General features: G+C 61.3%; 13 protein-coding genes. 6 read left to right on the forward strand and 7 right to left on the reverse strand.

What is annotated here, in order from left to right:
- Position 1 precedes the first annotated feature (1 nt).
- On the reverse strand, positions 2 to 916 hold the full coding sequence (gene hemF / locus ACWKV5_RS12750) for an oxygen-dependent coproporphyrinogen oxidase (RefSeq protein ID WP_483841530.1): 915 nt from the start codon (positions 914 to 916) through the stop codon (positions 2 to 4).
- Positions 917 to 1,071: 155 nt separating this feature from the next.
- On the opposite strand from hemF, the gene ACWKV5_RS12755 reads away from it, so the two are divergent.
- Entirely contained in the window at positions 1,072 to 2,049 is a 978-nt protein-coding gene (locus tag ACWKV5_RS12755) for an NADPH:quinone reductase (protein ID WP_483841531.1), read from the forward strand.
- Between the two features lie 86 nt (positions 2,050 to 2,135).
- Here the strand turns inward: ACWKV5_RS12755 and tsaC are convergent, their stop codons facing one another.
- The 3 genes from tsaC to ACWKV5_RS12770 form a co-directional block, all read right to left on the reverse strand.
- Positions 2,136 to 2,693: an L-threonylcarbamoyladenylate synthase type 1 TsaC gene (gene tsaC, locus ACWKV5_RS12760; protein WP_483841532.1), complete on the reverse strand. Its 558-nt coding sequence runs from the start codon at positions 2,691 to 2,693 to the stop codon at positions 2,136 to 2,138.
- A 54-nt stretch (positions 2,694 to 2,747) separates the two neighbouring features.
- Positions 2,748 to 3,848, reverse strand: a complete 1,101-nt coding sequence (gene dprA, locus ACWKV5_RS12765; RefSeq protein WP_483841533.1) for a DNA-processing protein DprA — start codon at positions 3,846 to 3,848, stop codon at positions 2,748 to 2,750.
- A 79-nt stretch (positions 3,849 to 3,927) separates the two neighbouring features.
- Positions 3,928 to 4,953 carry a LysM peptidoglycan-binding domain-containing protein gene (locus ACWKV5_RS12770; protein ID WP_483841534.1) on the reverse strand — a complete coding sequence of 342 codons (1,026 nt, stop codon included), beginning with the start codon at positions 4,951 to 4,953 and terminating at the stop codon, positions 3,928 to 3,930.
- A gap of 168 nt (positions 4,954 to 5,121) precedes the next feature.
- On the opposite strand from ACWKV5_RS12770, the gene def reads away from it, so the two are divergent.
- The 5 genes from def to ACWKV5_RS12795 all read left to right on the forward strand — a co-directional run bounded on the left by def (position 5,122) and on the right by ACWKV5_RS12795 (position 9,856).
- The gene (def, locus tag ACWKV5_RS12775; protein ID WP_027926190.1) at positions 5,122 to 5,628 is read left to right on the forward strand and encodes a peptide deformylase; all 507 of its coding nucleotides are present in this window, start codon (positions 5,122 to 5,124) and stop codon (positions 5,626 to 5,628) included.
- A gap of 70 nt (positions 5,629 to 5,698) precedes the next feature.
- The gene (gene fmt / locus ACWKV5_RS12780; RefSeq protein WP_483841535.1) at positions 5,699 to 6,658 is read left to right on the forward strand and encodes a methionyl-tRNA formyltransferase; all 960 of its coding nucleotides are present in this window, start codon (positions 5,699 to 5,701) and stop codon (positions 6,656 to 6,658) included.
- The gene (gene rsmB, locus ACWKV5_RS12785) at positions 6,655 to 7,962 is read left to right on the forward strand and encodes a 16S rRNA (cytosine(967)-C(5))-methyltransferase RsmB (protein WP_483841536.1); all 1,308 of its coding nucleotides are present in this window, start codon (positions 6,655 to 6,657) and stop codon (positions 7,960 to 7,962) included. Before fmt ends, rsmB begins: the two co-directional genes overlap by 4 nt.
- A 25-nt stretch (positions 7,963 to 7,987) precedes the next feature.
- Positions 7,988 to 9,361 carry a Trk system potassium transporter TrkA gene (gene trkA, locus ACWKV5_RS12790; RefSeq protein ID WP_483841537.1) on the forward strand — a complete coding sequence of 458 codons (1,374 nt, stop codon included), beginning with the start codon at positions 7,988 to 7,990 and terminating at the stop codon, positions 9,359 to 9,361.
- Between the two features lie 180 nt (positions 9,362 to 9,541).
- Entirely contained in the window at positions 9,542 to 9,856 is a 315-nt protein-coding gene (locus ACWKV5_RS12795) for a tetratricopeptide repeat protein (RefSeq protein WP_027926194.1), read from the forward strand.
- Here ACWKV5_RS12795 and ACWKV5_RS12800 read toward each other — a convergent pair whose 3' ends face one another.
- The 3 genes from ACWKV5_RS12800 to tag form a co-directional block, all read right to left on the reverse strand.
- Entirely contained in the window at positions 9,857 to 10,096 is a 240-nt protein-coding gene (locus ACWKV5_RS12800) for a PilZ domain-containing protein (protein ID WP_483841538.1), read from the reverse strand.
- A gap of 72 nt (positions 10,097 to 10,168) precedes the next feature.
- On the reverse strand, positions 10,169 to 11,056 hold the full coding sequence (locus ACWKV5_RS12805) for a lysophospholipid acyltransferase (RefSeq protein ID WP_010465508.1): 888 nt from the start codon (positions 11,054 to 11,056) through the stop codon (positions 10,169 to 10,171).
- A 40-nt stretch (positions 11,057 to 11,096) separates the two neighbouring features.
- On the reverse strand, positions 11,097 to 11,654 hold the full coding sequence (gene tag / locus ACWKV5_RS12810) for a DNA-3-methyladenine glycosylase I (RefSeq protein WP_123433240.1): 558 nt from the start codon (positions 11,652 to 11,654) through the stop codon (positions 11,097 to 11,099).
- Positions 11,655 to 11,663: the final 9 nt, after the last annotated feature.

The following is an 11,663-nucleotide window of genomic DNA, read 5'->3' on the forward strand; positions in this document are numbered from 1 at the left end:
TTCAGGCCTCGGCCAACCAATCGCGGTCTTGCAGGAAGTATTCGGTCAGGCGAGCTTCTTCACTGCCCGGTTCGGCTTTCCAGTCATAGCTCCAACGCACTTGCGGCGGCAGCGACATCAGGATCGACTCGGTACGCCCGCCCGATTGCAGGCCGAACAAGGTGCCACGGTCGTAGACCAGGTTGAATTCGACGTAACGGCCACGACGGAATTCCTGGAATTCACGCTGCTTGGCGGTGAACGCATCGTTTTTGCGGCGTTGCACGATTGGCAGGTAAGCGTCGATGTACGCGTCGCCGATGGCGCGCATGAAGGCGAAGCTGGTGTCGAAGTCCCACTCGTTCAAATCATCGAAAAACAGGCCGCCGATGCCGCGCGGCTCGTGGCGATGCTTGATGTGGAAATAGCTGTCGCACCAGGCTTTGTAGCGCGAATAGACATCCGGACCGAACGGCGCACAGGCCTGCTCGGCGACGCGGTGCCAGTGCACGCAGTCTGCTTCATTGCCGTAATAAGGGGTCAGGTCGAAACCGCCGCCGAACCACCAGACCGGTTCTTCACCTTCTTTTTCAGCGATGAAAAAGCGCACGTTGGCGTGGGACGTCGGCACATGCGGGTTGTGCGGGTGAATCACCAGCGACACGCCGAGGGCTTCGAAGCCCCGGCCGGCCAATTCTGGCCGATGAGCGCTGGCGGACGGTGGGAGACCGCTGCCGAAGACGTGGGAAAAGTTGACGCCGCCCTTTTCGATCACCGCGCCGTTTTCGATCACTCGCGTGCGACCGCCACCACCGGCCGGCCGGATCCAGGCGTCTTCGACGAAACGTGTGCCGCCATCCTCGGCTTCGAGGGCCGCGCAAATGCGGTCTTGCAGGTCGAGCAGGTAGGCTTTTACGGCCTCGGTGCGGGTTGTCATGTCATCACCTTGAATCGGGCAAAGCTACGCGGCCATCAATGGCCGGCGGCAAATTGCTGCGTAGGATAACACTGCACCTTGCTCCACCGCAGTTGACGAAGATCAGGGTTAGGAGTCCGATAGGGAGCTTGGCAAATGACCTAAGGAGAGTTCTGATGGCAAAGCGAATCCAGTTCCGCGCCCATGGCGGCCCCGAAGTGCTTGAGTATGTCGATTACCAACCCGCCGAGCCGGGCCCGCAGCAAGTCCGCGTCGCCAACAAGGCCATCGGCCTGAATTTCATCGACACCTATTACCGCAGCGGCCTTTATCCGCCGCCGGCCTTGCCGTCTGGCCTGGGTTCGGAAGGCGCGGGCATCGTCGAAGCGGTGGGCAGCGCAGTGACCCGCTTCAAGGTCGGTGATCGCGTGGCTTACGGCAGCGGCCCTTTGGGTGCCTACAGCGACGTTCACGTCTTGCCCGAGGCCAATCTGGTGCTGCTGCCAGAGGCAATCAGCTTCGAAACGGCGGCCGGGGTGATGCTCAAGGGCCTGACCGTGCAGTACCTGCTGCGTCAGACCTATGAACTCAAGGGTGGCGAAACCGTGCTGTTCCACGCCGCCGCCGGGGGTGTCGGTTCGCTGGCCTGCCAATGGGCCAAGGCGCTGGGTGTGAAGTTGATCGGCACGGTCAGCTCCCCGGAGAAAGCCGCACTGGCCAAGGCCAACGGTGCCTGGGCGACCATCGACTACAGCCATGAAAACGTCGCACAACGCGTACTGGAATTGACCGACGGCAAGAAGGTGCCGGTGGTGTACGACGGCGTCGGCAAAGACACCTGGCTGACGTCGCTCGATAGCGTAGCGGCCCGCGGGTTGGTGGTGAGCTTCGGGAATGCGTCCGGCGCAGTGGATGGGGTGAATCTGGGGATACTGGCGGCGAAGGGTTCGCTGTACGTGACCCGGCCGACGCTCGGGACTTACGCCAACAATGCCGAGAACCTGCAGCGGATGGCGGATGAGCTGTTTGAGATGATCATCAGCGCGAAGCTGCACGTGGACATCAGTCACACGTATCCGCTGGCTGATGCGGCGAAGGCGCAGACCGAGTTGTCGGCACGGCGCACTACTGGTTCGACAGTTTTGCTGCCATAACACCAAACTGTGGCGAGGGAGCTTGCTCCCGCCAACGGGGCGATGCGGCGTTCCGACAAGCTCCCTCGCCACAGGTCTGCTGGGTGTCAGCCCTGGCGCACAACGTGGCCGGTCGCGAGATCCCGGATAACGCTCGGGTTCTTGCGCCCTCCCAGGTTCCCTCCCAACACGAAATCCAGCTCTCCGCGGAAATACTGCTCCACGCGAAGCCGCGTGCGCGCCGCCGGCCGTCCCTGCGGATTGGCCGAAGTCGACACCAAGGGCCCGACAATGGCGCATAAATCCCGCACCAGCGGATGGTCGCTGACCCGCAACGCAACGGTTTCATGGACCCCGGTGATCCACTGCGGCAACAGATTCTGATGCGGCACCAGCCAAGTGTTAGGCCCAGGCCAGGTACTGGCCATGCGATCCATCCACAGTTCCGGGAAGTCTTCGAAGAGGAAGTCGAACTGACGAATGTTGTCGGCAACCAGAATCAGGCCCTTCTCCATAGACCGACCCTTGAGCATCAACAGACGATACACCGCTTCTTCGTCCCACGGGTCGCAACCCAGCCCCCAGACCGCTTCGGTTGGATAGGCAATCACCGCCCCTGCGCGAACGGCTTGCGCGGCTTGTTGCACACGCCAACTGTTGACCATGAAAAACTCTCCGGAATAAGGCTCTGCGCAGTTTACCGATCTTCTTTATAAAACCTAGCTCACCCGCGCAAACCAGCGCCCGCTTTCGCAAACGGCGCGGCCATCCATTTCCAGCTCGGTCAACGCCGCCAGCACTTTGGGCAAGGCCCAGCCGCTGGTGACGGACAACGCTTCGCTGGTGTGCGGCGCCGCGTGCAACAGCATGAGCAACGGATGGGTCACCGAAGGCGCCTCGCTGTACAACGGTAACTGTTGCCAGCCGCGCAAGGCTTCGAGGATATGGTCGATGGTCTCCACCAGCATCGCGCCGTCCCGGATCAACTGATGACACCCCTTGGCGCCAGGATGATGGATCGATCCAGGAATCGCATACACCTCCCGACCTTGCTCCGCCGCCAGCCTCGCGGTGATCAGCGAACCACTCGCCACACTGGCTTCGACCACCAGCACGCCAAGCGACAAACCGCTGATGATTCGATTGCGCCGGGGGAAGTTGCTGGCGGTGGGGCCGGCGTCCAGCGGGAACTCCGAAAGCACCGCACTGCCCGACGCAATCATGGCGTCGGCCAGTCGTCGATTGCGCTGTGGATAAAACTTTTCAAGTCCCGTGCCAAGTACACCGACCGTTTGCCCGCCCACATCCAGTGCGGCTTGATGCGCGGCCGCATCAATGCCCAGCGCCAGCCCGCTGGTGATGACGAAACCGGCGCCCGCCAAGCTGCGGGAAAATGCGGCAGCGGTGTCCATGCCCGGCCGTGAAGCGCGGCGACTGCCGACCATCGCCAGTTGCGGTTTTTCCAGAATTCCCGGATCGCCCGCTACGAACAACAGCGGCGGCGCATCGCTGATTTCTGCCAGCAGCGCCGGGTAGTCAGGCTGGTCCCACATCAGTAAATGCTGGCCCGGACGCTCTAGCCAGGCCAATGCGTGGCTGGCGCCATCGCGCACTTCATTGGCGCGGCGAGCCTCGGCGCACGCCACCGGCAAGCCCAGCGAACGCCAGGCACTGGCCGGCGCACTGATGGCTTTGGACGCCGAGCCGAAGGCTTCGAGCAGCTTCTTGAAACGCGCCGGGCCGAGTTCCGGTAAACGGTGCAAACGTAAACGAGCTTCCAGTTCCGCAGGGGAAACCGGTGTAACGGCAGGCAGCGACATGGATCATCCTTGATCGTTATGGGCCCCGTTCAAACGGGAATAAGCTGTGGATAACTCTGTTGGTAACTTGTGGAGCTGGCTAAGGATTTCGCACCTTGTCCATCACGGCCAAAGAGCGCGAAGCGTTGAGCACCAGCCCGTAGCTGAGCTTGTCGTAGGTGCGGAAAACCATCAGCAATCCGGCCTGCTCATCGGGAATCTTCAGCGGCTGGCCAGTGATCCGGTCGCGCACGGTTTCGCCGGTTTTCATCACCACCAGCACGTTGCCTTCGACGAGGCCATCACGCTGCCCCTTGTTCAGCGTGACCACATCCAGCGCGCCAATCTGCGTCACGCCGCGCGGCACATCGATGATTAGCCCGTTGACCGGATTTTTCGGCGCGCTGGGCATGAAGGTCGAGTTGATCGAGCGTTCTTCGCCGCTGAACAAGCGGTCGCCGAGGCGCACTTCCTGGGTGGTGCGTTGCAAGGCGAGGGTGGCGACGTCGCCTTCAGTGGCGACTATTTCACCGCCACCAATGTCATCGGCGTTGATCCCCAAAAACTCTTTGGTCTCGGGATCGGTGTAGACCTTGCCCTGACGGAAGATCCCGTAGACCGGTTGATCGGGATCGAAATGACCGCGGGCGAAGATGCGGTCTCCGGTGCCGCTGAGCACGCGTTCGGCATCGCCGGCGACGATGTAAGGCGCCTCGTTGAAATCCTCGACCTTGTCGACGATGCGGTTACTCAGCAAAAAGCTGTTGATCGATCGCAGCGGAATGCTCGGGATGGCTTCGGCCACCGGCGAACTGCGCACCCTGGGTGAAAGCTTGATCGTGCCGCGCGATGCACCGCGATTGAGCGTCAGCCGCGGCTGGCCGTTGACGTAGACCAGCGACAGCGAGTCGCCGGGATAGATGAGATTGGGGTTTTCGATTTGCGGATTGGCCTGCCACAGCTCGGGCCATTGCCACGGCTGGCGCAGGTATTTACCGGAGATGTCCCAGAGTGTGTCCCCCGCAACCACTGTGTATTGCTGTGGAAAACCTTCCTTGAGTTGCACTTGCCCGTGCGCCACACCGGCCGAAGCCAGAAGGAGCAAGGCGAGTAGTGATTTCCTCATGCGGTGAATCCCTTTATTATGTGCGTTCGCGTAAAACGCCAGAGCCTTCGTGGCTCGCTCCCCGTGCTTTACTAAGAAAAGGGAGCTACGTTTTACAACGGTAGCCTGCATCTTCGGACCCGCCAGGCCATCGACCCGACTTTCCTCACATGTGCAGCAATCAAGCTTATGGCCATTTTAGACATCCTCGAATTCCCCGACTCGCGCCTGCGCACTATCGCCAAACCTGTGGCCGTAGTGGACGACGAAGTGCGTCAGTTGGTCGATGACATGTTTGAAACAATGTATGAAGCGCCAGGCATCGGCCTCGCCGCGACCCAGGTCAACGTGCACAAACGTATCGTGGTGATGGACCTCTCCGAAGACCGCAGCGAACCACGGGTGTTCATCAACCCCGAGTTCGAGACCCTGACTGACGAGATGGAGCAATACCAGGAAGGCTGCCTCTCGGTGCCGGGCTTCTACGAAAACGTCGATCGCCCACAGAAGGTCAAGATCAAGGCCCTGGACCGCGACGGCCAGCCTTACGAACTGATCGCCGAAGGCCTGCTCGCCGTGTGCATCCAGCATGAATGCGACCACCTGAATGGCAAATTGTTCGTCGACTACCTGTCCAGTCTCAAACGCGACCGAATCAAGAAGAAACTGGAAAAGCTCCATCGCCAGAACGCTTGATGCCCTCCTTTCAAAGGCTTGCTGCGGCAAGCCTTTTTCTTTTGCGACTGCTTTGTAATAGAGAGCTTCCATGACTCAGCCACTGCGCATCGTCTTTGCCGGCACCCCGGAATTCGCCGCCGAACACCTCAAGGCCCTGCTCGACAGCCCTTATGAGATCGTCGCGGTCTACACCCAGCCGGACCGTCCGGCGGGCCGTGGGCAAAAGCTGATGCCGAGCCCGGTCAAGCAGTTGGCGTTGGAAAACAACATCCCGGTGTTGCAACCGCCGACCCTGCGCAACGAAGACGCTCAGGCCGAACTGGCCGCGCTCAAGCCGGACTTGCTGGTAGTGGTCGCCTACGGCCTGATCTTGCCGCAAGTGGTGCTGGATATTCCGCGCCTGGGCTGCATCAACAGCCACGCGTCCCTGCTGCCACGCTGGCGCGGTGCGGCGCCGATCCAGCGCGCCGTCGAAGCGGGCGACAGTGAAAGCGGCGTGACCGTGATGCGCATGGAGCTGGGCCTGGACACCGGGCCGATGCTGCTCAAAGTCACCACGCCGATCACTGCTGACGACACCGGCGGCAGCCTGCATGATCGTCTGGCAGAGATGGGCCCACCGGCGGTGATTCAGGCGATTGGCGGCCTCGCCGCTGGCACGCTGGAGGGCGAAGTGCAGGACGACAGCCTCGCCACTTATGCTCACAAATTGAACAAGGACGAAGCGCGCATCGACTGGACTCGCCCGGCGGTTGAGCTGGAACGTCTGGTTCGCGCCTTCAATCCATGGCCGGTTACCCACAGCACGCTGAACGGCGAAGCGCTGAAAGTGCTGGCCGCGAGCCTCGCCGAAGGTAAGGGCGCGGCAGGGGAAATCCTCAGCGCCAGCAAGGACGGCTTGCTCGTTGCTTGCGGTGAGCAAGCGCTGTGCCTGACCCGCCTGCAATTGCCCGGCGGCAAGGCGCTGAACTTCAGCGATCTGTTCAACAGCCGTAAAGAGAAATTCGCCGTCGGCACCGTGCTTGGTCAAGCGGCGGACGCTCAATGAACCCGCGTCTGGCCGCCGCCAAGGCACTTGCCGCTGTTCTGAACGGAAAAGCCTCGCTCAACAGTTCTCTGCCGACACAAATGGACAAGGTTGAAGACCGCGATCGCGGCTTCACTCAGGACCTGGCGTTCGGCACCGCGCGCTGGCAGCCACGTTTGTCGGCGCTGGCGGCCAAACTGTTGCAAAAGCCGTTCAAGGCTGCGGATGCGGACGTCGAGGCGCTGTTGCTGGTAGGCCTCTATCAACTGCTCTACACCCGCGTACCGGCCCACGCCGCCATTGGTGAAACGGTCGGCTGCGCGGACAAACTGAAAAAGCCTTGGGCCAAGGCCTTGCTCAACGCCGTACTGCGCCGTGCCCAACGGGAAAGCGAAGCGCTGCTGGCCGAGCTGGAACATGACCCGGTGGTGCGTACCGCACACCCGCGCTGGCTGCAAAAATCCCTGAAGGCCTTCTGGCCTGAACAATGGGAAGCCATTTGCGCGGCGAACAACGCGCATCCGCCGATGATCCTGCGGGTCAACCGTCGCCATCACACTCGCGACGCCTACCTTGGTTTGCTGACCGAAGCCGGGATCGCCGCGACGCCGTGCGTCTACAGTCAGGATGGCATCATCCTTGAATCCGCCGCCGACGTGCGCAGCTTGCCGGGCTTCGCCGAAGGCTGGATCAGCGTGCAGGACGAGGCGGCACAATTGGCCGCCGACCTGCTCGACCTGGCACCGGGCCAACGGGTGCTGGACGCCTGCTGCGCGCCGGGCGGCAAGACCTGCCATATCCTCGAAGCCGAGCCACAACTGGCCGGCGTCGTCGCGGTGGACTTGGAAGCCAAACGTCTGGTGCGGGTGCGCGAGAACCTGGCGCGTCTGGGCCTCAGCGCCGAACTGATCGCCGCCGACGGCCGCGACACCCAGACCTGGTGGGACGGCAAACCGTTCCAGCGCATCCTGCTGGACGCGCCGTGCTCGGCCACCGGCGTCATCCGTCGTCACCCGGACATCAAGCTGACCCGCCAACCCGACGACATCGCCGCACTCGCCGTACTGCAAGGCGAATTGCTCGATGCCCTGTGGATAACTCTGGAAGTGGGCGGCATTCTGCTTTATGCCACCTGCTCGACGCTGCCGACCGAAAACACCGAAGTCATCGAAGCCTTCCTCGCCCGCACGCCGGGCGCTCGTGAGCTGGACCTCGCTACGGCGGCCGGGATCAAGCAACCACATGGTCGCCAATTGCTGGCCCAGGAAGGTGGGCACGACGGGTTCTACTACGCCAAGCTGATCAAGATTGCCGCCGCGCGGTGATAAACCGATTTAATGGAGTGACTGGATGAAAATCATCATCCTCGGTGCAGGGCAGGTCGGTGGTTCGCTGGCGGAGCACTTGGCCAGCGAAGCCAACGACATCACCGTGGTCGACACCGACGGCGATCGCCTGCGCGACCTCGGCGATCGGCTAGACATCCGCACCGTGCATGGCCGCGGCTCACTGCCGACGGTGCTGCGCCAGGCCGGCGCGGACGACGCCGACATGCTGGTGGCCGTGACCAACAGCGACGAAACCAACATGGTGGCCTGCCAGGTTGCGCACACTCTGTTCCACACGCCGACCAAAATCGCCCGGGTGCGCGAAGCGGCGTACCTCACGCGCTCCGAATTGTTCGATAACGACGCGATCCCGGTGGATGTGCTGATCAGCCCGGAACAAGTGGTGACCAACTACATCAAGCGCCTGATCCAGCATCCGGGCGCCTTGCAGGTGATCGACTTCGCCGAAGGCAAGGCGCAACTGGTCGCGGTGAAGGCGTATTACGGCGGGCCGCTGGTGGGTCAGCAATTGCGGCAATTGCGCGAACACATGCCGAATGTCGAAACCCGAGTCGCTGCGATTTTCCGCCGTGACCGGCCGATTCTGCCTCAGGGTGACACCGTCATCGAGGCCGACGACGAAGTGTTTTTCATCGCCGCCAAGGACAATATCCGCGCGGTGATGAGCGAAATGCGCCGGCTGGATGAAACCTACAAGCGCATCGTCATTGCCGGCGGCGGGCAGATCGGCGAGCGACTGGCCGAGGCCATCGAAAGTCGTTACCAGGTGAAGATCATCGAGATGAACCCGGCCCGCTGCCGTCATCTCTCGGACACCCTCGACAGCACCGTGGTGTTGCAGGGCAGTGCGTCCGACCGTGATTTGCTGATGGAAGAGAACATCGCCGACGCGGATATCTTCCTGGCCCTGACCAACGATGACGAAGCCAACATCATGTCCTCGCTGCTGGCCAAGCGCCTGGGCGCGAAGAAGGTGATGACGATCATCAACAACCCGGCGTACGTGGATCTGATTCAGGGCGGCGACATCGACATCGCCATCAGCCCTCAACTGGCGACCATCGGCACCTTGCTAGCCCACGTACGGCGTGGCGATATCGTCAGCGTGCACTCACTGCGCCGGGGCGCGGCGGAGGCCATCGAGGCGATTGCCCATGGTGATGCGAAGTCGAGCAAGGTGATTGGCAGGGCCATCGAGAACATCGGTTTGCCGCCAGGAACGACGATTGGCGCGATCATTCGTGATGAGGAAGTGATCATTGCGCATGACGATACAGTGATCGAAACGGGCGACCATGTGATTTTGTTCCTTGTGGATAAAAAGCATATTCGCGATGTGGAGAAGCTGTTTCATGTAGGGCTGAGCTTCTTCTGATCCGGTATTTTTGGCGACTGTGGGGGCCTCTTCGCGAGCAGGCTCGCTCCCACAGTGGGATTTTCGCCGCACACTGTATTCGTGTTCACTGAAGATCAATTGTGGGAGCGAGCCTGCTCGCGAAGGCGGCCTCACTAAAACAGATCAACTCCTGACACACCTCAACAAGGAATCCACCCAATGCTCGAATCCCTGGAAAAAATGCTCGCCAAGGGTGTGGATAACTCATTGCTGCGCTTCGGCCTGGGCAAGGGTTATCTGGATCTCGGGGAAAATGCCAAGGCGGCCGAGCATTTCCAGCGCTGCGTCGAATTCGATCCGAAGTATTCAGCGGCCTGGAAGCTATTGGGCAAGGCCCATCTGGCGCAGGAAGATTTCGCGGCCGCCCGGCAGGCCTGGGAACAAGGTCTGGAAGCCGCCCGCGCCCATGGCGACAAGCAGGCAGAGAAGGAAATGACGGTGTTTCTGAAGAAACTCGAGCGCAACGCTCACTGATCAGAGGTAGCGCAGGCCTATCCCGTCGGCATCAACCTGAATCACTTCCATGCGCACTCGCGGCGCACCTGTGGGTAAGTCCTGCACCTGCCCATACACCACCGCGCCCTTGGGCAACGACGACAGGCGCGGATGCTTGACGTAGACACCCGTGGTCGACAGGTTGCGCGTCTGACCCAGGCATTCGCCGAAGCTTTCATGGCTGATCTTGATGCGAAACGATTTGCGGTGTTCGGACATCTGCTGCGCCCTTTAATGAACAGTTGTGGATAACCCTGGCCCCGGAATTATCCACAGATCATGCCAACCTACTCAATACCAGCGTTCTTCGCCCGGTGGACGCTTCTTGAAGCGCTTCATGCTCCACATGTACTGGCTTGGGTACGCCCGCACATAGCGCTCGACCACTTGGCTCATGGCTGCGCAGGACGTCTCGGTATCGGTGCTGTACATGGCCTCTGGCGCCGCTTCCAGGATCACTTTGTACCCCGAACCGTCCGGCAGCCGCAGGGCATGCAGGAACACGCCGACCGCTTTGCCACCGGCGAGCATATTCGGCACGAACTTGCTGGTCAGGGCTTGAGTGGCGAAGAAAGGCACGAAGATCCCGGCGGATTCGGCCGGTTCCGGGTCAGCGGGAATGCCCACTGCACCACCTTTGCGCACTTCCTTGATGACGCTGAGGATGCCTTCCTTGGTGGAAGCGGCTACCCGATTGCCCAATTGCACCCGCTGTTTGCGCAGCAAATCATCCACAGCCTTCAACTTCGGTGGCCGATAGAAAATGATCGGTTTGCACTGATTGCAATAAAAGTGGTTCAACACTTCCCAATTGCCCAGGTGACTGGTGATACCGACGACCCCTTTGCCGGAGGCGAGGGCGTCTTTCAAGACGTCGAGGCCTTCGACTTCGCGCACCAGGTCGATGGAGCGCTGGGCCGGCCAGATCCAGGCGCAGGCGCTTTCGGTCAGGGACTTGCCGATGTCTTTCAGGCTCTGGCCGACCAGACGCTCACGCTCGGCCGGGTCCATCTCGGGGAAACACTTGGCGAGGTTGATCCGCACCACATCGCGGGAACGGTTCGGGGTTTTCCACATGACCCAGCCAATCGCCGAGCCCACGGCCTGCACGGCCCGCCACGGGAGCAGGGCAAACAGCCGCAGAGCGCCTACCAGCAAGGCGCCTTTAAACTTATCCACAGGTCACTCCTGATTTTGTGCTGTGCGCGAGGCGGCTATTCTAACCGCCGTTCGCCAAGGTCGCGTAGCGATCGCAATCCTGGGTGTGGTCCATGACCATGCCCGAGGCCTGCATCAGCGCATAGCAAATGGTCGGCCCGACGAACGTGAAGCCGGCCTTTTTCAGGCCTTTGCTCATTTCCACCGCCACTGGCGTGACCGCCGGGACTTCGGTGCGATCCTTGAAATGATTGATCACCGGCGTGCCGCCAACGAAGGACCAGAGAAACGCCACCGGGTCCTCCAGCGCCAGCCAGGCCTGGGCGTTGCGTCGGGCGGCGTTGAGTTTGAGACGGTTGCGGATGATGCCCGGATCGAGCATCAATTCATCGATTTCCGCGTCGCTCATCTGCGCCACGCGCTGTACGTCAAAGCCGAACAGCACCTCGCGATAACGCTCACGTTTACGCAAGACCGTGATCCATGAGAGGCCGGCCTGGAACCCTTCGAGCAAAAGCAACTCGAACAATCCCTGCGCATCGCGTAGCGGCGTGCCCCACTCCTGGTCGTGATAAGCCATGTACAGCGGATCTTCGGAACACCAAAAGCAGCGTGGCATAAGGCTCCA

The sequence above is a fragment of the Pseudomonas oplopanacis genome (assembly GCF_057128725.1).

What these genes read in the sequence shown, in the direction of transcription:
- hemF (WP_483841530.1), bottom strand. Translation starts at nt 916, where the DNA reads ATGACAACCCGCACCGAGGCCGTAAAAGCCTACCTGCTCGACCTGCAA.
- ACWKV5_RS12755 (WP_483841531.1), top strand. Translation starts at nt 1,072, where the DNA reads ATGGCAAAGCGAATCCAGTTCCGCGCCCATGGCGGCCCCGAAGTGCTT.
- tsaC (WP_483841532.1), bottom strand. Translation starts at nt 2,693, where the DNA reads ATGGTCAACAGTTGGCGTGTGCAACAAGCCGCGCAAGCCGTTCGCGCA.
- dprA (WP_483841533.1), bottom strand. Translation starts at nt 3,848, where the DNA reads ATGTCGCTGCCTGCCGTTACACCGGTTTCCCCTGCGGAACTGGAAGCT.
- ACWKV5_RS12770 (WP_483841534.1), bottom strand. Translation starts at nt 4,953, where the DNA reads ATGAGGAAATCACTACTCGCCTTGCTCCTTCTGGCTTCGGCCGGTGTG.
- def (WP_027926190.1), top strand. Translation starts at nt 5,122, where the DNA reads ATGGCCATTTTAGACATCCTCGAATTCCCCGACTCGCGCCTGCGCACT.
- fmt (WP_483841535.1), top strand. Translation starts at nt 5,699, where the DNA reads ATGACTCAGCCACTGCGCATCGTCTTTGCCGGCACCCCGGAATTCGCC.
- rsmB (WP_483841536.1), top strand. Translation starts at nt 6,655, where the DNA reads ATGAACCCGCGTCTGGCCGCCGCCAAGGCACTTGCCGCTGTTCTGAAC.
- trkA (WP_483841537.1), top strand. Translation starts at nt 7,988, where the DNA reads ATGAAAATCATCATCCTCGGTGCAGGGCAGGTCGGTGGTTCGCTGGCG.
- ACWKV5_RS12795 (WP_027926194.1), top strand. Translation starts at nt 9,542, where the DNA reads ATGCTCGAATCCCTGGAAAAAATGCTCGCCAAGGGTGTGGATAACTCA.
- ACWKV5_RS12800 (WP_483841538.1), bottom strand. Translation starts at nt 10,096, where the DNA reads ATGTCCGAACACCGCAAATCGTTTCGCATCAAGATCAGCCATGAAAGC.
- tag (WP_123433240.1), bottom strand. Translation starts at nt 11,654, where the DNA reads ATGCCACGCTGCTTTTGGTGTTCCGAAGATCCGCTGTACATGGCTTAT.